Origin of the sequence: Mycobacterium timonense (assembly GCF_025821985.1) — a bacterium.
In the GTDB taxonomy this organism is placed as follows: domain Bacteria; phylum Actinomycetota; class Actinomycetes; order Mycobacteriales; family Mycobacteriaceae; genus Mycobacterium; species Mycobacterium avium.
Window position 1 is genome coordinate 14774 of record NZ_JACKSY010000015.1, and the last position, 23096, is coordinate 37869.

Annotated in this window: 21 protein-coding genes; 14 read left to right on the forward strand and 7 right to left on the reverse strand. The window is 69.4% G+C overall.

Annotated elements, in window-relative coordinates; all coding sequences use genetic code 11:
* Positions 1-58: 58 nt before the first annotated feature.
* Together H7I87_RS04880 and H7I87_RS04885 are read left to right on the forward strand one after the other, a co-directional pair.
* Entirely contained in the window at positions 59-1801 is a 1743-nt protein-coding gene (locus tag H7I87_RS04880) for a molybdopterin-dependent oxidoreductase (RefSeq protein ID WP_019733149.1), read from the forward strand.
* 112 nt (positions 1802-1913) lie between these two features.
* Complete coding sequence (locus H7I87_RS04885; protein WP_009977078.1) at positions 1914-2204, forward strand: hypothetical protein; 291 nt, start codon at positions 1914-1916, stop codon at positions 2202-2204.
* Here H7I87_RS04885 and H7I87_RS04890 read toward each other — a convergent pair.
* Complete coding sequence (locus tag H7I87_RS04890; RefSeq protein WP_023899884.1) at positions 2185-2640, reverse strand: type II toxin-antitoxin system Rv0910 family toxin; 456 nt, start codon at positions 2638-2640, stop codon at positions 2185-2187. The two genes, H7I87_RS04885 and H7I87_RS04890, sit on opposite strands and share 20 nt — an antisense overlap.
* A gap of 73 nt (positions 2641-2713) precedes the next feature.
* The gene (locus tag H7I87_RS04895; RefSeq protein WP_003876460.1) at positions 2714-3274 is read right to left on the reverse strand and encodes a hypothetical protein; all 561 of its coding nucleotides are present in this window, start codon (positions 3272-3274) and stop codon (positions 2714-2716) included.
* A 231-nt stretch (positions 3275-3505) separates the two neighbouring features.
* On the opposite strand from H7I87_RS04895, the gene H7I87_RS04900 reads away from it, so the two are divergent.
* Positions 3506-5359: a DUF4407 domain-containing protein gene (locus tag H7I87_RS04900; protein ID WP_063967181.1), complete on the forward strand. Its 1854-nt coding sequence runs from the start codon at positions 3506-3508 to the stop codon at positions 5357-5359.
* Positions 5360-5590: 231 nt separating this feature from the next.
* Here the strand turns inward: H7I87_RS04900 and H7I87_RS04905 are convergent, their stop codons facing one another.
* Entirely contained in the window at positions 5591-5878 is a 288-nt protein-coding gene (locus tag H7I87_RS04905) for an ANTAR domain-containing protein (protein WP_003876458.1), read from the reverse strand.
* A 287-nt stretch (positions 5879-6165) separates the two neighbouring features.
* Positions 6166-7398: a CaiB/BaiF CoA transferase family protein gene (locus H7I87_RS04910; RefSeq protein ID WP_033719973.1), complete on the reverse strand. Its 1233-nt coding sequence runs from the start codon at positions 7396-7398 to the stop codon at positions 6166-6168.
* Positions 7399-7660: 262 nt separating this feature from the next.
* Here H7I87_RS04910 and H7I87_RS04915 point away from each other — a divergent pair, with 262 nt between their 5' ends.
* The 8 genes from H7I87_RS04915 to H7I87_RS04950 are packed head-to-tail and all read left to right on the forward strand — an operon-like array spanning position 7661 to position 16383.
* Positions 7661-8533 carry a mycofactocin-coupled SDR family oxidoreductase gene (locus H7I87_RS04915; protein WP_019732374.1) on the forward strand — a complete coding sequence of 291 codons (873 nt, stop codon included), beginning with the start codon at positions 7661-7663 and terminating at the stop codon, positions 8531-8533.
* A 4-nt stretch (positions 8534-8537) separates the two neighbouring features.
* Entirely contained in the window at positions 8538-9530 is a 993-nt protein-coding gene (locus H7I87_RS04920) for a thiamine pyrophosphate-dependent dehydrogenase E1 component subunit alpha (protein WP_033726973.1), read from the forward strand.
* 11 nt (positions 9531-9541) lie between these two features.
* The gene (locus H7I87_RS04925) at positions 9542-10552 is read left to right on the forward strand and encodes an alpha-ketoacid dehydrogenase subunit beta (protein WP_033726974.1); all 1011 of its coding nucleotides are present in this window, start codon (positions 9542-9544) and stop codon (positions 10550-10552) included.
* Positions 10545-10781: a biotin/lipoyl-containing protein gene (locus H7I87_RS04930; protein WP_023861697.1), complete on the forward strand. Its 237-nt coding sequence runs from the start codon at positions 10545-10547 to the stop codon at positions 10779-10781. The genes H7I87_RS04925 and H7I87_RS04930 overlap by 8 nt, the downstream gene beginning before the upstream one ends.
* A 50-nt stretch (positions 10782-10831) precedes the next feature.
* A complete protein-coding gene (locus tag H7I87_RS04935) occupies positions 10832-11704 on the forward strand; it encodes an enoyl-CoA hydratase-related protein (RefSeq protein WP_033726975.1) in 873 nt (290 codons plus the stop codon).
* 9 nt (positions 11705-11713) lie between these two features.
* Entirely contained in the window at positions 11714-13237 is a 1524-nt protein-coding gene (locus H7I87_RS04940; protein ID WP_033726976.1) for an acyl-CoA synthetase, read from the forward strand.
* Between the two features lie 18 nt (positions 13238-13255).
* Positions 13256-14641, forward strand: a complete 1386-nt coding sequence (locus H7I87_RS04945) for an aromatic ring-hydroxylating oxygenase subunit alpha (RefSeq protein WP_063967182.1) — start codon at positions 13256-13258, stop codon at positions 14639-14641.
* Positions 14638-16383 (forward strand): FAD-binding protein, encoded by a 1746-nt coding sequence (locus H7I87_RS04950; RefSeq protein WP_033712519.1) that lies wholly within the window; start codon positions 14638-14640, stop codon positions 16381-16383. Before H7I87_RS04945 ends, H7I87_RS04950 begins: the two co-directional genes overlap by 4 nt.
* A gap of 32 nt (positions 16384-16415) precedes the next feature.
* Here H7I87_RS04950 and H7I87_RS04955 read toward each other — a convergent pair whose 3' ends face one another.
* Complete coding sequence (locus tag H7I87_RS04955) at positions 16416-17267, reverse strand: enoyl-CoA hydratase-related protein (protein WP_003877871.1); 852 nt, start codon at positions 17265-17267, stop codon at positions 16416-16418.
* Positions 17268-17623: 356 nt separating this feature from the next.
* On the opposite strand from H7I87_RS04955, the gene H7I87_RS04960 reads away from it, so the two are divergent.
* Positions 17624-18991 (forward strand): DEAD/DEAH box helicase, encoded by a 1368-nt coding sequence (locus H7I87_RS04960; RefSeq protein WP_033719975.1) that lies wholly within the window; start codon positions 17624-17626, stop codon positions 18989-18991.
* An 8-nt stretch (positions 18992-18999) separates the two neighbouring features.
* Here the strand turns inward: H7I87_RS04960 and H7I87_RS04965 are convergent, their stop codons facing one another.
* On the reverse strand, positions 19000-19575 hold the full coding sequence (locus H7I87_RS04965) for an SAM-dependent methyltransferase (protein WP_019734396.1): 576 nt from the start codon (positions 19573-19575) through the stop codon (positions 19000-19002).
* Positions 19576-19671: 96 nt separating this feature from the next.
* On the opposite strand from H7I87_RS04965, the gene H7I87_RS04970 reads away from it, so the two are divergent.
* A complete protein-coding gene (locus H7I87_RS04970) occupies positions 19672-20277 on the forward strand; it encodes a TetR/AcrR family transcriptional regulator (protein WP_023899889.1) in 606 nt (201 codons plus the stop codon).
* A 36-nt stretch (positions 20278-20313) separates the two neighbouring features.
* Here the strand turns inward: H7I87_RS04970 and H7I87_RS04975 are convergent, their stop codons facing one another.
* Positions 20314-22080 carry an N-acyl-D-amino-acid deacylase family protein gene (locus H7I87_RS04975; RefSeq protein ID WP_033711230.1) on the reverse strand — a complete coding sequence of 589 codons (1767 nt, stop codon included), beginning with the start codon at positions 22078-22080 and terminating at the stop codon, positions 20314-20316.
* A 184-nt stretch (positions 22081-22264) separates the two neighbouring features.
* Here H7I87_RS04975 and H7I87_RS04980 point away from each other — a divergent pair, with 184 nt between their 5' ends.
* Positions 22265-22936, forward strand: a complete 672-nt coding sequence (locus H7I87_RS04980; protein WP_033726977.1) for a TetR/AcrR family transcriptional regulator — start codon at positions 22265-22267, stop codon at positions 22934-22936.
* Positions 22937-23096 lie beyond the last annotated feature (160 nt).

Below are 23096 nucleotides of genomic sequence, written 5' to 3' on the forward strand. Positions count from 1 at the left end.
TTCCGCGGGCACCGGCGGAGGGCGGGCGGCACCGGGCGGCTCCGCATCGGCACTGGCAGTGGGCACGCCGCTGACCTCCATTCCGGACTACCGCAACGAAATACACACCGCCGAAGACGTCATCGACGTGGAGGCATACGGCGGCGGCTTCGATCTCACCCGGCGGGCGACCGCCCCCAAGCTGCGGGTCGGCCGCGACCGGTGGTTCAACCTGTTGTGGTTGATCCCCATCGGCTTTGCCCTGCTGATCGCGGGGGTGGCGGTGGGCAAAGGCCTGCACAACATGCCGGCGGTGCAGTCGTTCATCCAGCGCTACCCGGGCACCGACAGCGCCGGTGTCCCGCCCGGCCTGCCGGCGTGGATCGGCTGGACGCATTTCTTCAACCTGTTCATGATGATGTTCATCATCAGGACCGGCATCCAGATCCTGTGCGACCATCCCCGGCTCTACTTCAGCCGCAACGCCACCCCCGGTAAGGACGAGTGGCTGCGGGTCGGGCCGCCGGTTCCCGACGACGAGCTGTGGACCGCCAACGCCGACACCGTCGCCCTGCCACCGCAATTCGGGCTTCCCGGGTTCCGCCACTCGATCGGGTTGGCCCGCTGGTGGCACCTCGGCGTCGACGTGTTGTGGTTGTTCAACGGGGCCGTCTTCTACGTGCTGTTGTTCGCCACCGGGCAGTGGCGCCACATCGTGCCGACCAGCTGGGACGTCTTCCCCAACGCCGCGTCGGTGGCCGTGCAGTACCTGTCGCTGGACTGGCCCACCGACAACGGCTGGGTGGCCTACAACGGCTTGCAGCTGCTGTCGTATTTCACGACGGTGTTCATCGCCGCCCCGGCCGCGTTGATCACCGGGCTGGGCATGTCACCGGCGCTGTCGCAGCGGGTGCACTGGCTGAGCAAGCGGCTGAGCATCCAGCACGCGCGGTCGCTGCATTTCCTGGTGCTGGTCTACTTCCTGTTCTTCATCCTGGTGCACGTCACCATGGTGCTGACCACCAGTGCGCTGCGGAACCTCAACCACATGTTCGCCGCCCGCGACGACAACAGCTGGATAGGTTTCGGCATCTTCTCCGCGGCCATGGTGCTGACCGCGATCGCGTGGGTTTGGGCCACTCCCTTCACCATTCGCCATCCGCGGGTGGTGCAGCGGGTCGGCTACGCGCTGGTCGGCCCGTTCCAGCGGATGCTCGAGCAGCTGGATCCCAAGCCGGGCGCCTTCACCGAGAAGGACATCTCGCCGCACCACTGGCGCAACGGCCGGCTGCCCGAGACGGTCGAGTACAAGGAGCTGGAGGCCAACGACTTCAAGGACTGGCGGCTCAAGGTCTACGGGCTGGTCGAGCACCCGATGGAGTTCTCGCTCGAGGACCTGATGGCGCTGCCCTACCACGAGCAGATCAGCCAGCACTTCTGCATTCAGGCCTGGTCGGGTGTCGCCAAATGGGGTGGCGTGCAGATGAAAACGATCATGGACATCGTCAAGCCGCTGCCCGAGGCCAAATGGGCGGTGTTCTACTCGATGGGTCTCGGCGCCACGGGCGGCATCTACTACAACGCCCACCACATCGGCCAGATGGACCATCACATGACGATGCTGGCCTACAAGATGAACGACCAGCAGCTGCCCTACATGCACGGCCGGCCGCTGCGGCTGCGCAACGAGCTGCAGCACGGCTTCAAATTGGTGAAGTGGATCAAGGGCATCGAGTTCGTCGCCGACTACCGCGACATCGGAAGCGGTTACGGCGGCTACAGCGAAGACCACAAGTATTTCGGGCGCCACCAAACGCTCTGAGGCGCTCCCGGCCGCACACGCGGGCCGCGCCGCCCGAAGTCGTTTGTCCGACCGGCTTTTTGGGTAGCACCCAAGAATCGGCGCGAGCCAAGCGACAGCAGAGGAGACGCCCATGAGGCACAGCCCTGTGCAGCATGACCGGACCGTCGGGCGAGGCCAACCGGTCCGGTACCCGTCGGCGCGGGATGCGGCGCCCACGTCGGGCCTCGCCGCGGTCGGGATCGCGGCGGTGGCGTTCGTGGTGTGCGTGGCCAACTTCGCGTTGGGGCATGCCGGGGCCGGGGTGACGGCGGCGATCGTGGCGATGCTCGCGTTCGGCGCCGGGCTGGCGTGGCTTGCCATGGACCGCAGGCGGATTCGCCAGGAACAGCGCGACTGGACGATCAGCCGCCCGGCGCGCTAGGCCCGCTCGGCTGCAGCGCCGCGAGGTTGTGCACCGACTTGTGCACGTCCGAGCGCAGCACCCGGGCGACCAGTCCCCCGATCGGGCCGCTGAGCACGCCGCCGTCGATGTCGGCGGTGAGGTGAAAGACCGATCCCGGGTGGTCGTCGGTGACGGTCATCGCCACGGTGAGCCGGATCCCGCCCCGGCCGCGGCCTTGCAGCTCAATCGATTTCGGTTCGTCGTAGCGGGTGACGGTCCAATGGATGACGTTGCGGAATCCCTTGACATTGACGCACGAGGCGACGCGGGTGCCTTCCCCGATGGTGTCGGGGGCCGGGCCGCGCCAGCCGGCGAAGATCGTCATCCACTCGCCGAACCGATCCAGGTCCGAGGCCAGTTTCCAGGCGGTTTCGGGCTCCAACTCCGACGACACCGACACATCTACTCGAGCCAACGTGATCCTCCGCTTCTCCCCGGGTTCCCGGCTGGATACCCGCAGCGCCGCGGAGCTATTCGTGGCCCCGGGCTCAGCCGGGCCAGGCCTGTTCCAGCTGCTGGGCCACGTCGATCACCTGGGCGGCCTGCGAGTGCGGGGCGTCGATCTCGTCGGCGACGTACTGGGCGATGAAGCGGCGGATCTCGCCGTCCACCCCGGCCAGGATGCGCAGCACCTCGCCGCGGATGGACTTCGACGAGACGTTGACGGTGATGTCCGACGGCCGCGGCTTGGCGACGTCGACGATCAGCAGCAGCGGTTCGGCCGCCCGCGCCGTCGCGCGCAGGGCGATGTCGCCGGAGACCACGAAGCGCTGCTTGTCCAGCCACAGGTCGACCAGCAGGTCGATCGACAGCGGGATGTGGATGACGAAGGTGATGGTGTCACCGAGGCGCCGGGTGACGCGCGGTTCGTGGATCTTGACGTTCGCGCTGACCTTGGCGATCTTGCCGGGCCCCTGGGCGATCGGCTCCATGGCGAACTCGCTGCCGGCGATGTCGGCGAACGCGGCGGCGACCCGTTCGGGGGTGACCGCAACCTCGAAGAATCTGCGGCCGAACTCTTCGTAGGTGACATAATCGTGGTTCGACATAGGCTTATACCGTCTCACGTCACCTGCCCGAACGGCCGCTGATCCGCTCGCGTCGCAGGAATTGCGCATCGGATCCCGACCGTGGCCCCGGCCCACCCGCACCGGACGGTGATGAGCTGCGCCGATCACGCGGTGCTGTGAAGCACACCACAGGCGGTGGCTTGGATTCGATGTGTCGGGCGGTGGCCTGGGAGGCTGGACGGTGCTCGACGGTGGAGGTGTTTTCGGTTCATGCCCCAAGACGTAACTGAGCCCCGCCCGGGTCCGGCCCGGGTGGCGGGGGTGCTCATCTGGCTGGGCGGCGGGGAAGCCGGCGAGCCCGGGGAACGCCACGAGCGGTCCGCGCACGCCGTGGCCGGCGCGGTGGTGCTGCTGGGTTCCGCGCTGGCCTGGCTGGTCGCCGGGCTGGCGGCGGCGGGCCGTTGGCCGCTGCCGGCGCTGGTGCCGGCGACGCTGGTCTTCGGCTTGCTGGTGGGCGCGATCGTCCGCGGCACCGCCGCGCCGGCCGCCGGCGGGAACCGTCCGGTGGCACGCGGCGCGGTCGCGGCGGCGGTCGGTGTCGTCGTCGGTGAACTCGCCGCCCTGGTCATCCTTTCCGGCCCCATCGACCAGCGTCTGGACGAACGGGCATCGCGCACCGCGGATTCCGCCCCGGCCGTCGTCACGGCGTCGGCGACGCTGCGGCAGGCCGAGGAGGCGCGGGCGGCACTCGACGGCGCGGTGGCGCAGGCGCGCGACCGCCAGGACAGGGCGCTGGTCGTGGCCCGCTGCGAATATCACCCCACTCCGGGCTGTCCGCAGACCCGGATCACCGGTGTCCCCGGCCCGGGCCCCGAAACCCGCACGGCCAACGAGCTTCTCGCCGACGCCCAGCGCGAGCTGGACGAGGCGCTGGCGGCCCGCGACAGCCGCGCACCCGAATTGGACGCCGCGGTCTCGCGGGCCCAGCGGGCCGTGGCCGACGCCCGCCGCGCCGCGATGGCGGACGCCGGCCGGGGCCCGGGCGCGCGCTGGATCGCGATGAACGACGTCACCGCCGGCAACGCCGGAGCATTGGCCTTGCGGCTGTTGACGATCGGGGGCTGCGTGCTGCTGTACCTGACGCCCCTGATCCTGGGGCTGTGGCGCGGGGAGACGAGTCACGATCGCCACGCCGCGGCGCGCGCGCGGCGCGAGCGCGCCGAACTCGACGCCGACACCGCGATCGCGATCAAGCGGGCCGAGGTTCGCCGCGAAGCCGAAATCATGTGGGCCGAGCACCAATTGACGCAGGCGCGGCTGGCCATCGAGGCGCAGACCGAGATCGACCGGGAACACCAGCGCCGCCGCGTGTTGGACGCCGTCGCCGATCCGCCGTCGCCGCGGGCCTTTGAACCGACATCCGAACTCACATCCGAACTGACATCCGAGCCGGCCCGCGATGACGTCTATCTGCCGATCGCCGCCGAGGCCGAGGCGGCCAGCCGGGCCATCACCCAGGCGCCGCAACCGCGCGTGGAATGCGACCCCGGCCCGCAGCAGCTGCCCTCTTCCCCACCGCCGAACGACGTGGTCGAGCAGGATCGGAGCACGCCGTTGATCCCGTCGATCCCGGACGCGACCAAGGCCGCGGCCCGCTGGATTCGCCCGTTGGTGCCGCCGCTGGTGGCGCGGATGATGGACACGACGACCCATCGGCTGACCCATCCGCTGCGCACCGCGCGCCAGGTGTTCGAAGGCGTCGTCGAGGAGACCGAAGAGATCACCTTCGCGCTGCGCCGCACCCGCAAGGTCACGGTCAATTCGCAGGCCACCCAGACCGCGTCAGCGGACCCGACCGAAGACACCGAAACCCGCACCGAAAGCCGCGCCGCCGGGCCGGATTTCGTCACCTCCACGCGGCAGCAACCGGGGCCGCGGGCGCACCGGCGGATGACCGGCCGCGACGCGCGCTCGTCGTTGCCGCGCTCGTCGGCACCGGATGCGGGCAAGTTGTCGGTGCCCTCGGCCGCGGATGACCGCGCCGAATTGACCGAGCGGGACGGGCCGGCGGAACTGGAGCCGCCCGACGGCCCGCGCCAGCTGCCGCCTGCGCCTCCGCACTAGCCGCGCACCAGCGCGCAATTCAGCGCAGCGATCAGCGGACCAGGTTGATGCCGAAGTCGGTCTCGGGTCCGGGCGGGGTGCCCGCACGCCTGCGCCGGCGTGCACCCCGCCTCCGGGTCGGCCAGCGCAATTCGAGCCTTAACGCCTGGGGACCCGCCGGGGTCTCGAGGTGGTTGGAGACGGCCGGGTTACCCCGCGAGAACTCGGCCGTCCCAACGTCTTGATGCCCGCTCAACAGGGCACTGCGGCGGACTCGAACAGCGGTCCCCATTCGCGCCGGGCCGCCGATTGCGCATCGACGAAGCTCGGTGTCTGCTGCCCAGCACCGGCCAGGTGCACCAGAGCCCATGCCATCGCGAACACCGGCACCTTGTGACGCAATGCCGCGCTGTGCAATTCGTCCAGGGCGGCCTCGGAGGGGCAACGGCGAAGGCCGATCAAAATGCCCCGTGCGGTGTCGAGGATGCGGCCGGAGTGCGGGCCACACGAAGTCTGGGTGGGGACCCAGTTCGATGTCATGACGTGGATACCTCCTGCGGCGCCCTACCGAATCCGCCGCCGGAGGCAGCGGGCGAGGAATTCCTGCGCTACGCATCGTCGCGGCCGCAAACCTCAAAAGCGCCCTGTGCCATGATTTGTCGATCGGTGGCGATCTGCCAGACCGCTACCGGGATTGATATGCGCCTGTGACCGTTTCGGGATCGGCTGCTCACCAAGCAATCCGCGACGCGTGGTATCGAATCAGGTTGCGGTGAAACGCAATCAGGCACGCATCGGCGATAGCTGTGCAACCCGATCCCGGGTCGTTACAGAATTGCCTTGAGCGCCTTGGCCTCGGCGATGTCGTCCCAATCGACATCGAGCTCCAGCAGGATCTCCTCGGTGTGCTGACCGTGTTCGGGCGCACGCGCCGGTGCCGGTGGTGTCTCGTCGAATTGCACTGGCGCGGCGACGATCCGGTACTTCTCACCGTGGTCGTCGACATTGGTCACCACGTACCCGTTGGGCTCGACCTGCGGATCGTTGAGGGTCTCCCGTGGTGTCGCGAGCGCGCCCCATACCCCCGGTTCGTCCGCCAGCACGGTTTGCCAGTGCGAAAGGTCGTGGCGGGCGAACGTGTTCGCCAGCAGCTCGGTCGCCGCGGCCGCATTGGCGATCAGGTTGCTCGACGGGACGAAACGCTCGTCGTCGGCCAGTTCGGCCAGGCCGATGCGCCGGCAGAAGCCCGCCCAGTACTTGTCCGGCTGCAGGAACACCAGCTGGATCCACCGGCGATCTTTGGTCCGGTACCGGTTGACCAGCGGGTTGATGGCCAGGCCCGGCGGCGCCCCCGGGATGCCGTCGATGTCGAAGAAGTCGGCCGCCGAGATCGACGGTGCTATCGACCACATCGCCTGGGCCAGCAGCGAGGAGTCGACGATCGTCGGCTCACCGGTGCGTTCGCGATGGAACAGGGCGGCGCACACTCCGCCGGCGAGGGTGGCGCCGGCTTGCAGGTCACCGAAACCGGGGCCCTGCACGGCGGGTGTCTCGCTGCCGAACGGCGTGAGGGTGTATGCGACCCCGCCCCGCGCGAGGTAGGTGGCGGCGTCGAACCCGCCCCGATCCCGGTCCGGGCCCCGCACGCCCAGACCGGTGCCCCGGGCGACGATGATGCGCGGGTTGAAGGCGCGAATGTCGGCCACGGTCAGCCGGGCCCGCTCCAGGGCGCCCGGCAGCCAATTGGTCAGGAACACGTCGGCGCTGGCCAGCAGCCGGCCGAACAGCTCACGGCCGGTTTCCGACTTGATGTCGATGGCGATGCTGCGCTTGCCCCGATTGCCCAATTCGAGGATGAAGTCGGCGTCGGGCCGCGCCGCCTCCCGGGTGAACCCGCTGACCACCAGCGCCCGCCCCGGGTCACCGGAGCTCACGCCTTCCACCTTGATGACGTCGGCGCCCCAGTCCGCCAGGGCCGCACCGGCGGAGGGGACGTAGGTCCAGGACGCCAATTCGACCACCCGCACGCCCCGCAGGACACCACCGTGCACGCCTGACATCGCCAATCCCCTCGGTCGCGGCCATTCCTTGCTATTTTAGATATTCTAGTTAGTCTTGGGCGTAGTGATAGCCCATCTGCAGGTCAGCGCAGTTTCTCCGGGAAGAGACGCGATGGAGCCGACCGTTGGTCTGAGTCCGGCGCCCGCTGCGGTGGCCGGGCGCCCCGTCACAGCGCGGCCTGGTGTCCGGCCGACCCGTCACCGCGACCGCCGGACGCCCGAATGGCATTGGGCCCCACTAGGAGTCGCGAGGTAACGGGCGATGGGCAGGGTGACGGGCAAGGTGGCGGTGATCAGCGGGGCCGCCCGCGGTCAGGGCCGGTCCCACGCCCGGATGCTGGCCGCCGAGGGCGCCGACATCATCGCGGTCGATCTGTGCGCGGACATCGAGACCAATGAGTATCCGCTGGCCCGTCCGGAGGATCTGGACGAGACGGCGCGGCTGGTCGAGAAGGAGGGGCAGCGCGCCATCACCGCGGTCGCCGACGTCCGCGATCGGGTGGCCCTGTCGGCGGCCATCGACGCCGGTGTCGCCGAGTTCGGGCATCTGGACATCGTGGTCGCCAACGCCGGCATCTGCCCGCTGACCGCCGGCCTGCCACCGCAGGCGTTCGCCGACGCCGTGGACGTCGACCTGGGTGGGGTGCTGAATCTGGTGCACGCCAGCCTCAAACACCTCCGGGCCGGCGCGTCGATCATCGTCATCGGTTCCAACGCGGCCTTCATGTCGTCGCTGAACACCTCCGGCGCCGGGAGCGGGATCGGCGGACCCGGCGGCGCCGGATACGCGTTCGCGAAGCTGGCTGCCGCGCACTACGTCAACGACTTCGCCCTGGCGCTCGCCCCGTTCTCGATCCGGATGAACGCGGTGCATCCGACCAACGTCAACACCGACATGCTGCACAGCCCGCCGATGTACCGCGCCTTCCGGCCGGACCTGCCGGCCCCCACCCGCGAGGACGCCGAACCGGTGTTCCCTCTGGTGCAGGCGATGCCGGTGCCCTACGTCGAACCCGAGGACATCAGCGAGGCGGTGCTGTTCCTGGCCTCGGATGCGGCCCGCTACATCACCGGGCAGCAGTTGCGCGTCGACGCCGGCGGCTTCCTCAAGGTCAAACCCTGGTCGGGCGGGTAGCCGAATGACGCAGTCCGCCAAGCCTTCCCCCGACATCCAGCGTCGCCTCTACGCGCTGATGGTGTTGATGAAGACGGCCGACGACCGGCTGTCGCGGGGCATCGGCACCGGCGAGTTCGTCTGCGTCTACTGGCCGTCGCGGGGCCAGGAGGCGATCGCTGCCGCGATGGGGGTGAGCCTACGGCCCGACGACCAGCTGGTGACCACCTATCGCGGCCTGCACGACCTGATCGGCAAGGGGGTCGGGCTCGAGGAGATCTACGGCGAGATGATGGGCCGCACCATCGGCGCCGGGCGGGGCAAGGGCGGCACCATGCACATCGCCAAACCCGAAGTCGGCGTGATGCTTTCGACCGGCATCGTGGGCGCCGGGCCACCGGTGGCGGTCGGGCTGGCGATGGCCGCCCGACGCAAGGGGCTCGATCGGGTCACGGTAGTCAGCTTCGGCGACGGCGCCACCAACACCGGGTCGTTCCACGAGGCGGCCAACATGGCCGCGCTGTGGGACCTGCCGATCGTGTTCGTGTGCCAGAACAATCGGTACGCCGAGATGACGCCGACCACCGACACCATGAAGCTCGAGCACGTCGCCGGCCGGGCCGCCGGCTACGGCATGCCCGGGGTCCGGGTCGACGGCAACGACCCGCTCGCGGTGACGGCCGCGCTCGAGGACGCGCTGCGGCGCGCCCGCGCCGGCAGCGGCCCCACCTTCCTGGAATGCGAGACGTTCCGCTTCCGCGGCCACTATTTCGGGGACCGGATGCCCTACATACCCGCCGACCAACTGCAAGCCGCGCTGGCGGCCGACCCCGTGCCCCGGTTCCGGCGGCGGCTCGCCGAGACGGGGGTGTGCGGCGAAGCGGAACTCGCCCGCATCGACGACGACGCGGCGGCCACCGTGGAGGCGGCGCTGCGGACCGTGCTCGGCGCGGATTCGCCGGCGGCGGACGAACTCGACCGGGACGTGTACGCGGCGCCGATCCCCTTCCCGACCTGAGGACGCGAGCGATGGCCGACCAAGAGATGACGATGCGCGAGGCGCTCAACCTCGCGTTGGATCAGGCGCTCGCCGCCGACGAGCGAGTCTTCCTGCTGGGCGAGGACATTGCCGATCCCGGCGCTTCCGGACCGACCGCGGGTCTGTCGACGAAATACGGCCGCGACCGGGTGCTGGACACACCGATCTCGGAGGCGGCGATCGTGGGGGCGGCGATCGGCGCCGCCATCGACGGCCTGCTGCCGGTCGCCGAGATCATGATCATGGATTTCATCGGCATCGCCGCCGACCAGCTGATCAACAACGCCGCCAAGCTGAGGTTCATGACGGCCGGACGCATGTCGGCGCCGCTGACCGTGCGCACCCAGGTGTATGCCGGATTATCCACCGGCGCAACGCATTCGCAGAGCCTGGAGGCATGGTTCATGCACATCCCGGGATTGAAGGTGATCGTGCCGGCCACCCCGCGCGACGGCAAGGGGTTGCTGAGCTCGGCGATCTTCGACCCCGACCCGTGCCTGTTCATCGAGACGATTCGGCTGCAGGGCAAGAAGGGCCCGGTCCCCGTCGACCCCGGCTTCCGCATCCCGCTGGGCCAGGCCGACATCAAGCGGCCCGGCACCGACGTCAGCCTGATCGGTTACGGGCGCCCGGTGCACGACGCGCTGGCTGCCGCGGCGATGCTGCGCGATAAGGGCGTCAGCGCCGAGGTGGTCGACCTGCGCACCCTGGTGCCGCTGGACGTCGACACCGTCGTGGCGTCCGTGCGGCGCACCCGTCGGGCCGTGATCGTGCACGACGCGGTGCAATTCGCCGGTCCCGGAGCCGAAGTCGCGGCGATCCTGCACTCGCGGCTGTTTTCGGAGCTGGCCGCGCCCGTCGAACGGGTCGCCACCCGGTTCGTCCCCAATCCGGCCGCGGCCGCGCTGGAGGCGCAGGTGTACCCGTCCCCGGAGCGCATCGCGGCGGCGGCGCTGAAGACGTTGGGCAGGACGCTGACGGGGGCCACGGCGCATGGCTGACTTCGTCATTCGCATTCCCCGGGTGTCGGTGGCGGTATCGGAGGCCGAGCTCACCGGGCTGCTGGTCGGCGCCGGTGAGCACGTCGAGGCGGGCACCCCGATCTACGTGATCGCCACCGAGAAGGTCGAGCAGGAGATCGAGGCGGGAGCATCCGGCACGGTGCGGTGGACCGGGCAGGTCGGGACCACCTACCAGATCGGCGCCGAAATCGGGGTCATCACTGGTTGAACCGACATGACCAAGGTGAACCAACGTATACCAGGAAAGGTTGAACGCGTATGGATCTCAACGAGACCCGCGAGAGAATCATCTACCAGAAGGAAGGCCCGATCGCCCGCGTCACCCTGAACTGGCCGGAGAAGGCCAACGCCCAGGACCAGAAGCTGGCCGAAGAGGTCGACGCGGCGCTGGCCGACGCCGACCGCGACTACGACATCAAAGTGCTGATCATGAAGGCCAACGGCAAGGGCTTCTGCTCGGGTCACGCCATCGGCAACAACGCGGTCGACTACCCGGCGTTCGTCGAGGGCGCGAAGGTGATGGGCACCCCGTGGAAGCCGCAGACCGATCTGTTCGTCAAGCCGATCCTGAACCTGTGGGAGTTCTCCAAACCGACGATCGCCCAGGTGCACGGCTACTGCGTCGGCGGCGGCACCCATTACGGGCTGACCACCGACATCGTCATCGCCGCCGAGGACGCCTATTTCTCCTACCCGCCGCTGCAGGGCTTCGGCATGCCGTCGGGCGAATGTTCCATCGAGCCTTGGGTTTTCATGAACTGGCGCCGCGCCGCCTACTACCTGTACCTGGCCGAGGTGATCGACGCCCGCAAGGCGCTCGAGGTGGGGCTGGTCAACGAGGTGGTGCCGCGCGACCAGCTCGACGAGCGGGTCGAGGCCATCGCCCGCCACATCGCGCAGGCGCCCATGACGACCCTGCTGGCGACCAAGGCGAACCTGAAGCGGGCCTGGGAGTTGATGGGCATGCGGGTGCACTGGCAGAGCTCCAACGACCTCGTCGCGCTCGCCTCGATCAGCAAGGACGTCCAAGAGCTGATTCAGACCGTGTTCAAGGACAAGGTGCTGCCGTCCGAGCAGGCCCGCCGCCAGGCCGCCGCCGCTGCCCAGACCGACGGCGCCGCAACGACTTAGGCCGGCCGGGTGAACATCGCCGAGCACGCGCTCGCGGCCGCACAGTCGCCGGCCCTGATCACCGACGGCGGCACGATCTCGTACGGCGAACTGCACGACCGGAGCCGGCGGGTGGCCGCGGCGCTGCACGAGCTGGGGCTGCGCCGCGGCGACGGTGTGGCCCTGGTCTTGCCCAACCGGCCGGAGTTCCTCGAAATCACTTGGGGCTGCCAGCTTTCCGGCCTGTACTACACGCCGGTCAACACCCACTTCACCGCGGACGAGGTCGTCTACGTCATCGACGACTCGGATGCCAAGGCGGTGTTCGTCGACGCGTCGCTGCCCGGAATCGCCGCCCGGCTGCGCAACGCCAACCCGGCGGTGCACATCGGGGTCGGGGGCAAGCTGCCCGGCTGGCGCGACTACGAGGGGGTACTCGGCGCCGCCGGCGATGCCCCGCCGGTGTCGGACGGATCGGAGATGCTGTATTCGTCCGGCACCACCGGCCGGCCCAAGGCGGTCCGGCGGCCACTTCCCCAGGACGGCAACGGGTCCTGGGCGCAGTCGGTGCTGGAGCTGGCGCTGATCCACAAGTACGGCATGACGCAGCGCAGCGTCTACCTGTCCCCCGCACCGCTCTACCACGCCGCGGGCGTGAACTACACGATGGCCGTCAACCGGGTCGGTGCCGCGTCGATCATCATGAGGAAGTTCGACGCCGAGACGGTCTTGCGGCTGATCGAGACGCACCGGGTGACGCACGCCCAGTTCGTGCCGACGATGTTCGTGCGCATGCTCAAGCTTCCGGAAGGGGTGCGGGACCGCTACGACGTGTCGAGCCTGTGCTGCGTCATCCACGCCGCCGCACCCTGCCCGGTCGACGTCAAGCACCGGATGATGCGCTGGTTCGGCCCGATCATCCACGAATACTACGGCGGCACCGAGGGATTCGCGGGCACCACCATCGGCCCGCAGGAATGGCTCGCCCACCCCGGTTCGGTCGGCGTCCCGCTCGCACCGGTGCACGTGCTCGACGAGGACGGGCGGGAAGTCCCGGTCGGCCAGACCGGTGAGCTGTATTTCGAAGGCGGGCCCGACTTCGAGTACTTCAAGGACCCCGTCAAAACCGCGTCGGTGTACAACGAGCGCGGCTGGCGCTCGCTGGGCGACATGGGCCATCTCGATGAGGACGGCTACCTCTACCTCACCGACCGCTCGACGTTCACGATCGTGTCCGGCGGGGTCAACATCTATCCGCAGGAAGTCGAGAACCTGCTCGTGATGCACCCGAAACTTCTCGACGCGGCGGTATTCGGCGTTCCCAACGACGAATTCGGCGAGGAAGTCAAGGCCGTCGTGCAGCCCGCCGACGGCGTGCCGCCCGGACCCGACCTGGCCGCCGAGCTCATCGCATACTGCCGGGCCCACCTGGCCGGCTACAAGTGCCCGCGCACCGTCGAGTTCGACACCCTGCCCCGCGACCCGAACGGAAAGCTTTACAAGCGGCGTATCCGCGAACCTTACTGGCAGGGACGGGAATCCCGGATCGTGTGACCTGACGAGGATGGCGAGATGGCTGTAGAGACGAGCAAGCCGCACACCGGCGTGAACGCGACGCCGCTGCCGGTGCCGTGGGCGGTGCAGACCCCCGACCGGATCCCCAAGCAGCGCTACTACGACCCGGAGTTCTACGCGCTGGAGAAGAGGATGTTCTGGCCGCGGGTCTGGCAGATGGCGTGCCGGCTCGAGGAGATCCCCAAGCCCGGCGATTTCGTCGAATACGAGATTCTCGACGAGTCCGTCATCGTGGTGCGGCTGGACAGCCAGACCGTGCGCGCCTACCACAACGCCTGCCGGCATCGGGGCGTGAAACTGGTGGAAGGCAACGGGAATCGGCGCACCTTCGTGTGCCCGTTCCACGGATGGTGCTGGAGCCTGGACGGGCGCAACACGTTCGTGCTGCGGCCCGAGACCTTCGCGCAGGAGAATCTGGCGGCCGCCGACCTGCGACTGGTGTCGGTGCGCTGCGAACTGTGGGGCGGCTGCGCGTGGATCAACTTCGACGACGATGCGCCGGCGCTGCGCGACTGGATGGAGCCGTTCGCGTCGACCTACGACGCCTGGCGGGTCGAGTCGCTGCGGGTCGAGTGGTGGCAATCGTGCCGGCTGCCGGTGAACTGGAAACTGGCGACGGCGGCGTTCATGGAGGGCTACCACGTGCCGCAGACCCATCCTCAGCTGCTGCCGGGCGCCCAGACCGGCGAGCCTTCGGCCGCAGTACATCCCGTCGTCGCGAGCAGCCTGTACTTCATGCGCACGCTGGGCGAGGGCATGGCCGGCATGACGCACCAGAACGACATCCGCATCGCCGAGGGCCTGCAGACCATGCGGCTGCCGTCCGACCCGGCCGCCGCGATGGCGGCGTGGCGCAGCGCCCTCAACGACGCCGTCGTCGACTGGCATCGCGCCCGGGGCAGCGGCATGCCCGATCTCAACGAACTGGACCGCCGCGGGATCACCGATGCGATCGGATTCGCCTTCCCGCACCACTTCATCCTGCCGACCTACAGCAGCGCATCGTCGTATCGCATCCGGCCGCTGGGGCCCGAGGAAACCCTGTTCGAGATCTGGTCGCTGACCCGGCTGCCCGGCGACGCCTCGGCCGGCAAACCGACACCGCCGGAACCGATGGCGCCCGACGACCCGCGCTGGCCGCCGATCCCCGCCCAGGACTTCTCCAACCTGCCGCGTCAGCAGAAAGGCTTGCACTCCAAGAGCTTCGAGTTCATGCGGTTGTCCGACCGGATCGAAGGCCTGATCTCCAACTTCGAGCGGGTCATCGACGGCTTCCTGGCCGGGCTGCGCTACGACGCGCTGCTGCCGGCCATCCACAAGACCAACACCACCATCGACGTGCCGGTCGTCGACCTCGGCTTCGGCGCCGTGGAGGCGCGATGAGCGTGACGTGGGACCGCTCGGTGGATCTGCTCATCGCGGGCAGCGGCGGGGGCGGCATGGTGGCCGGGCTGGCCGCGCTGGACAGCGGGCTCGAGCCGCTGATCGTCGAGAAGCAGTCGCTGGTCGGCGGTTCGACGGGACTCTCGGGCGGCATCGTCTGGTTGCCGAACAACCCGTTGATGCGGGCCGAGGGCGTCGCCGACTCGCACCAGGACGGGCTGGCGTACCTGGCCGACGTGGTCGGCGACGTCGGTGCGGCGTCCTCCCCCGAGCGACGTGAAATGTTCCTCACCGCGGGCCACGAAATGATCAATTTCCTCACCCGCAGGGGCGTCGCGCTGATCCGCTGCGCCGGCTGGAGCGACTACTACCCGAATCACAAGGGCGGCAACGCGTCCGGCCGCGCCGTCGAGGCCGTCCCGTTCGATGCCGCGAAGCTGGGCAGCTGGAGCGGGCGGGTGCAGCCGCCGCTGGCCCGCAACTACGGATACGTGGTGCTGACCAACGAATTGCGTTCGGTGCAGTACTTCAACCGCTCGGCGCGCACGTTCGCCGTGGCGGCCCGGGTGTTCGCCCGCACCGCGGCGGCGCGGATGCGGCGCCGGCAGCTGCTCACCAACGGCGCTTCGCTGATCGCGCACATGCTCAAGGCGCTGCTGGACCTCAGCGACGGGCAACCACCGTTGTGGACGGATGCCGCGCTGACCGAGCTCGTCGTCGAGGACGGCCGAGTGGTCGGCGCGCGCATCCTGCGCGACGGCGGGGCGTGCGCCGTCGAGGCGCGCAAGGGAGTCTTGCTGGCGGCGGGCGGTTTCGGCCACAACAAGCAGATGCGCCGGCGCTACAGCGGTGACCAGCCCAATGAGGGGCAATGGTCGATCGCCAACGCCGGCGACACCGGTGAGGTGCTCGAAGCGGCGATGCGGCTGGGCGCCAAGACCGACCTGATGGACGAAGCCTGGTGGCTGCCTTCGGTTTTCATCGCCAACGGCGGGGCGGTCGCTGCCTCGCTCGGCTCGGGGCGGCAGCGGCCGGGCGCGATCTATGTCGACTCGACCGGGCGGAGGTTCTGCAACGAGTCGAACTCATACGTCGAGGTCGGCAAGGCCATGTACGCCAACAAGGCGGTGCCGTGCTGGATGATCTTCGACGACGGTTACGTGCGCCGGTACGTCACGAGCGCGAACCCGCTGAAAACCCTGCGGCGCCACCAGCCGCTGCCGGCGGAGCTGATCGAGTCCGGCGCCGTCAAGCGTGCCGCGACCATCGCCGGGCTGGCCGGCGAAACCGACCTTCCCGCAGGCGAACTCGCGCGCACCGTCGAACGCTTCAACCGGTTCGCGGCCAAGGGCCTGGACCCGGACTTCGGCCGCGGCCAGTCGGCCTACAACGACTGCCTGGGCGACCCGGGGTATCGGCCCAACGCCGCGATCGGACCCCTCGACACCGCGCCGTATTACGCCACCCGGGTGTTCCCCGCCGATGTGGGCACGTGCGGCGGCGTGATCACCAACGAGTACGCGCAGGTGCTCGACCAACAAGACCGGGTGATCGAGGGCTTGTATGCCACCGGCAACACCACCGCGACCGTGATGGGCCGCACCTATCCGGGTGCGGGGGCGAGCATCGCCAACTCGATGGTGTTCGGGTACGTCGCCGCCCGGCACGCGGCCGGCCGCAGGATCGCCGGCACGCCTCCACGCGCCATCGCCGGCGTGCCTCCGCGCCGAGTGTGCGACTAGTTTCACGCTCGGTCGCGAGCGTGAAACTAACTTCACGTTGGCGGAGAACCCTTTTCGTCCGGCTTGTCGACGAATTCGCGCGGCTTCATGCCCGACCGCATCAGCTCGGCCCGGCGCGCCTGCACGTCGGAGGCGGCGCCGACCATGTTGGTCAGGATGTGGCTGACCTGCAGGTGCACCCGCATGCCCATCAACTCCCACGCCCGCTTCACGTTGTTCTTGACCGCCATCAGTGTGGTCAACGGGATCCGGGCGATCTTGCGGGCCATCTCCTCGACGGTGTCCTCGAGGTCGTCGCGCGCCACCACCTTGTTTAGCAGCCCCCAGTCGAGGGCCTGTTGCGCGGAAAGCGTCGGCGCCAGCAGCAACCAGTCCATGGTGCGGTGCCAGTTCATCATCAGCCAGGGCTCGATCATGGTGTGCCCGCCGGGCTCGCCGAGGCTCTGGGCAAGGGGCATCTGGAAATACGCGTCCTCGGAGGCGACGCAGAAGTCGGTCAGCAAGCCGAGATAGATTCCACCGCCCATGCAGTAGCCGTGGATTTGGGAGATGGTCGGCTTGGGAAACTCCCACAGATACAGCGTCGGCCACAAGAACAGGTCGGCGGTGCCCTTGTAGAGGTCTTCGAAGGTCTCCCCGAAATCGGGATACGGGTTTTCGTCCGGGCCCCACCGGGCCACGTGGCCGCCGCAGAATCCCTTGCCGTTGGCCTTGATGATGACGACCTTGATGTCCTTGTCCCGGTCGGCCTCGTGCAGGCAGTCGTCGACCTCGGTGACCAGCACCGCGTCCTTGGTGTTGGCCTTGTCGACCCGATTGAGCACGATCCGCGCGATCGGCGGTTCCCGCTCGTAGATGACCGCTTCCAGGACGCGCCGCTCCATCAGGCAGACATTACCGGAGACCGGCCCGGCCGAAATCGGCTTTGCGCTGCTCACCGTGCTCGGGTTGCGGCCGTTTAGCGGTCCGGGGCGGCGATAGGCTAGGCTGGTCGCAACGTTGGCGTCACTGTCACGAGCACAGTCATGAACACTGACATGAACCGCCAACCCGTCGTGGAAAGTTTCTCATCCCACCGGTGCCGGCGCCGTAGACCGCGCCCGGCACCCGGATGATCCGTGCATCCCGCACTGGCTTGTCTCGCGGCGATCGATTTTGCCAGCCGGCAATCTCGCCACCTCGCGCCGGTCCGCGGGACGTCCTCGTCTCCCACCCGGCGCTGCCTGAAAGGCACCGAAAAGTGACCACCCCCAAGACTTTTGCCGATCTCGGCGTGCCCGCCCGGATCGTGGATGCGCTGACGGCGCGCGGTATCACGAGCCCGTTCCCCATCCAGGCCGAAACCCTGCCCGACACCCTTGCCGGGCGAGATGTGCTGGGCCGCGGGAAAACCGGCAGCGGCAAGACGCTCGCGTTCTCGATTCCGCTCGTCGGCCGGCTGTCCACCGGAAACCGCCGTCCCGCCCGGCCAACGGGTTTGGTGCTGGCACCCACCCGGGAGCTGGCGACGCAGATCACCGCGACGCTCGAGCCGTTGGCGGCGGCGGCTGGCCTGCGGGTCAGCACGATCTTCGGCGGCGTCTCGCAACACCGCCAGGTGGCCGCGCTGAAGGCCGGAGTGGACATCGTGGTGGCCTGCCCCGGCCGGCTCGAGGATCTGATGCGGCAGCGTTTGATCACCCTGGAGGCGGTGCGGGTGACCGTGATCGACGAGGCGGATCACATGGCCGATCTCGGCTTTCTGCCCGGCGTCACCCGGATTCTGGCCGCCACGCCCAATGATGGCCAGCGGCTGCTGTTTTCGGCGACGCTGGACAACGGGGTGGACAAGCTGGTCACCCGGTTCCTCCGCGACGCGGTGCTGCACTCCGTCGACGAGGCCAATTCGCCCGTGTCCGAGATGACCCATCATGTGTTCCATGTCGACAGCGTGCAGGCGAAGAAGGAGTTGGTGCACCGGCTCGCTTCGGGCACCGGGCGCCGAATCCTGTTCCTGCGCACCAAACATCAAGCGCGCAAGCTCGCCAGGCAACTCACCGAATCGGGGGTTCCCTCGGTCGACCTACACGGCAACCTGTCCCAGCCCGCGCGGGAGCGCAACCTGGCCATGTTCGCCGCCGGCAGCGCCCGGGTGCTGGTCGCGACGGACATCGCGGCGCGCGGCGTGCACGTCGACGAGGTCGAGCTCGTCGTGCACATCGACCCGCCCAGCGAGCACAAGTCCTATCTGCACCGGTCCGGGCGCACCGCGCGGGCCGGCAGCGCCGGCGACGTCGTCACGGTGGTGCTGCCCGAGCAGCGCGAACACACCCGGGCGCTGATGCGCAAGGCCGGTATCGACGTCGCACCCCAGCGGGTGACCGCCGGCTCGGAGGCGGTGCACGCACTCGTCGGCCCGATCGCGCCCCCGAAGCCGCCCGCGGCCGCCGGTGTGCCGTCGCACCCGGCCGGGCCGCATCGGCCGGCTGCCGCGGGACAACGGCGCCGGCGCAGCGGCCGGTCGGCGAGGACGACCGCGGCGCACGCCGCCGTCCCGCACCGGCCCGCCGCACCGGCCCGGCGACCCGACCGTCGCCGCGCCAGCCGCGCCCAGGGCAGCGCGGGATAGGCTGCGGCTCAACGCCTCTCAACCATCGGCTCGGATTGACAGGCCCGGGCCAGCAGCCACGCCTGGCCGTCCGCCTCTCCGGCGGCGATCGGCTCCAGATCGGCGAACGCGGCGGTGAGTTCGCCGGGCGCCGCGCGGAACGGGCCCGGGCCGGCTCCCACCTCGCTGAGCACGGCGATGGCCAGCAGCCCGCCCGGCGCCAGCCGTTCGACGATGGCCCGGTCGAGGCGGCGGTCGCGGAACTTGCAGCAGACGATGACGTCGGCGGGTGGCCCTACCGGCAGCCCGCGGTCGAGATCGGCGACGTCGAAGCGGCACCGCTCGCCCACCCCGGCGCGCCGGGCCAGGTCCCGCGCCTGGCCGATCGCCACCGGCGAGACGTCCAGGCCCAGCACGCGCAGCCCGCGCAACGCCAACCACACCGCCGAGGTCCCCTGCCCGCAGGCCAGGTCCAGCGCCCGCCCTGCGGCCGGGAACACGTCCGCGTGGCGCGCGAAAACACCGGGCGGCGCAACCGAACTCAGCGGCGGCGGGCCGTTCGCCGCGTACCGCTCGTCCCAGCGATGCCGGTCGGCTTCGCCCATCCGCATCTCCTCCGCCCAGCCACTCTAGGCCCGGCCGCCGCGTGCTGACCGGACGGCACTCGCTGTCGGCGGCGGGCTCATTCCTACACTCGACGGGTGCCCGAAGATGCGTCATCGCCGGTCATCGCCGGCGGCGCCCCCACCGGACCGGCGCGTCGATCCGACCGCCGGCCCGGACAGACGATCCGCAAAGTGCTCGACGCCGGGTTGCAGGAGTTGCGGGAATCGTCCTACGCCGGCTTGACGATGCGCGCCGTGGCGACCCGCGCCGGGGTATCACCGGCCAGCGCCTACACCTACTTTCCGTCGAAGAGCGCCCTGGTGGCGGCGGTGTACCTGCGCTTTCTGCGCGACCTGCCGGTGCACACCGACGTCAACGAGACGGCCCAGAGCAGGGTCAGCGCGACGCTGCGGGACATGGCGGTGGTGGTCGCCGATGAGCCGGAGTTGACCGCCGCCTGCGGTGCGGCGCTGATGGCCGACGATCCGGCGGTCAAGCCGCTGCGGGAGCAGATCGGCGAGGAGGTGTCCCGGCGGATCGCGGCCGCGTTGGGGCCGGGCTGGCCGCGCGCCGTCAAGTCCACCCTGCAGATGACCTTCTCGGGTGCGCTGATGACAGCCCGGTTCGTCAGCTTCGCCGAGATCTCCGGACAGCTCGACGAGGCCGTCGGCCTCATCCTGGGCGCCGCGCGGGCGTCATGAACACACGAAATCGACTGTCCTGCAGGCTGGTTCGCGCTAGCCGGTGCTGACCAGGGTGCGCGACGGCCGGCCGGCGCGAAGGAACTGACCGTATCGCTGCTTGCCCAGCTGCGGCGCGGCCCGACCGGAGCCGAACGCGAGCTTCCCGGCCACCAGCACCGCGGTGACCGTGTCGTCGTTGCGGTTCACCATCCGCGACAACCCGCCGTAGGACGCAACCGGATGCTCGGCATAGCGGTCGAGCGACTCGTCGAGTCTGGCGGGATCGATGACGACGATGTCGGCGCGGTCGCCCACGCGCAGGGTGCCGGCGTCGATGCCGTACCACCGCCCGAGTTCGCCGGTGAGCCGGTGCACGGCGTGCTCCATGGAGATGAAGGGCTTACCGGCTTTCTGGGCGTCGTGCGCGTGCCGCAGCAGCCGCAGCCCGGAGTTGTAGAACGCCATGTTGCGCAGGTGCGCCCCGGCGTCGGAGAACCCCATCTGAACGGTGGGGCTCTGGGCCATCTTCCGCAGCACCTCGGGGCGATGGTTGGAGATCGTGGTGCGCCAGCGCAGCCGCTCGCCGTGCTCGACGACCAGGTCCAGGAACGCGTCGACCGGGTGAAGGGCGCCGCGCTCCAGGCCGACCTGCCCGAACGACTTGCCGACGACGGCCTGCTCGGGGCAGGCCACGATCTCGGCGTCGAAGAAGTCGCGGTGCCACACCCGGGGCCCGAATCTGCTGTCGTAGTCCTTGCGGAACCGGCGCCGGTATCCTTCGTCCCGCATCAGCCGATTGCGCTCGATCTCGGTCTGCAGGTGCAGGGCCGCGGCGCCGGAACCGAACTCCTCGAACACCACCAGCGAAATCCCGTCCGCGTACACCTCGAACGGCACCGGCAGGTGCTGCCAGCGGAAGTCGCCGCCAAGGGCATTGACGACCCGGGCGAGCCGGTCCATCACGTGGATCACGAACGGTATGGCCTTGATGTCGGCCGCCGACAGCAGGCTGGTCTTCAGCCGCGGCCGGCCGATCCCGAGGGACGTCATCAGCTGCGACAGCACCGACAGCGGATTCGTGATGTCCGGCCCCGACTGCAGGATCTTGTCGCGCCGCCGCAGGATCGAGTTCAGCCGGCGCAGCTCGCGCGGCGCGGCGTAGGTCGAGGGCAGGGTGCGCGACCGGCACACCTCGCCGTCGAGCTTGTCGAACAACAGCTGCTGCGAGGACATCCCGACGAACCCCTCGTCGAGTGCCTCGTTGAGCATCGTCTCCATCCGGGCCAGTTCGGCCGCGGACGGCCGGACGTCCTTGCGGGTCGCCCGGTCCAGTCCCATGGTGGCGGCGCGCATGTCCGAATGCCCGATGAACGCCGCGACGTTCGGGCCCAGATTGCGCCGTTCGAGTTCGGCCACGTACTCCTTGGGGTTGGTCCAGGACCGGGCCGCCTTTAGGTGCTCGATGACGTAGCGCCGCGGGATCGCCTCCACCCGGCCGAAGATGTCACCCGCGTCGACGTTGTCCAGGTAGACCGTCGACAGCGAGCACGAGCCCAGCAGCACCGTGGTCACACCGTGCCGCAACGACTCGGAAAGCTCCGGCTCACAAAGTATTTCGACGTCGTAGTGGGTGTGGATGTCGATGATGCCGGGGATCACCCATTGGCCGGAGGCGTCGATGACGGTCGCGCCGGCGGTGTCCAGCGGCCCCGCGGCGATCGTGACGACGCGGCCGTCGCGCACGCCGATGTCCCGCATTGCCGACGGTCCGCCCGTCCCGTCGAACCAGCGCCCGTTGGTGATCACGGTGTCGTAGCCCATCGGTCGGCCTTTCTGTCCAGCCGGCACGCCGGAAGAGATTCGCAGTGATCATACACAATGGGGATAGTGTCTTGCCGGGTTGCGGGCGCCCCGACGCGTGGGTTAGCCAGCGACGATCCGGCGGTGACGGAGGCTAAGATCCAGCTGTGGGGATCACCGGCTACGAGTTTGCCATCGGGTAATCATGCGCAGTCATGGCTGGGCGGGAAACACGCCGGCATCCGATGCGGAGGCGATCGAGCGCATCCTCGACGCCGCCGACCGGATCATCGCCGAACGCGGGTCGGCGTTGCGGATCGCCGACGTGGCGCGGGCACTGGGCGTGACCCGGCAGACGGTCTACCGCTACTTCCCGGGGACGCAGGCGTTGTTGGTGGCCTCGGCGATGCGGTCGGCCGACGGCTTCCTGGACCGGATGGCGGCCCATCTCGACGGCGTGACCGATCCGGTGGTGGCGATCACCGAGGGGATGGCGTTCGCCGTCGAGGAGCTGGCCTCCGACCACCAGGTCGAGTTCGTCCTCAACCAGCGCCACCGCGGCGGCCAGAAGGTGTCGATCATCTCCGACACCGCGTTGGCGTTCGGCCGATCCATGCTGCACCGTTACGACATCGACTGGGAGAGTTACGGTTTCGACGAAGCCGGGCTGGAAGAGCTGAACGAGTTCTCGTTGCGGGTGCTGCATTCCTTCCTCACCGACCCGGGCCGTCCGCCGCGCACCGGTGCGGATCTGCGGCGCTACCTGACCCGCTGGATCGGGCCGGCGATCGCCTACCCGCAGTTGCTCCGCGCGATGGACGCGCTGGGCGCCGCCGAGCAGCAGCGCCCCCGCCGGCGGGCGTCGAAAGCGTCCTGAGCACCCACGCCGGCATTCCAGGGCCAGGCCCCCAAGGCCCCGGCGCGGTGACCATACATGTGCACCAATATGTCCGTCGCGGGTGCCCGCAAGGCCGGGCGGTGGTTGTCTTCGTCACAGCACGATCGCCCGGCGCGCGCCGGCGGCCGTGCTGTGGCAG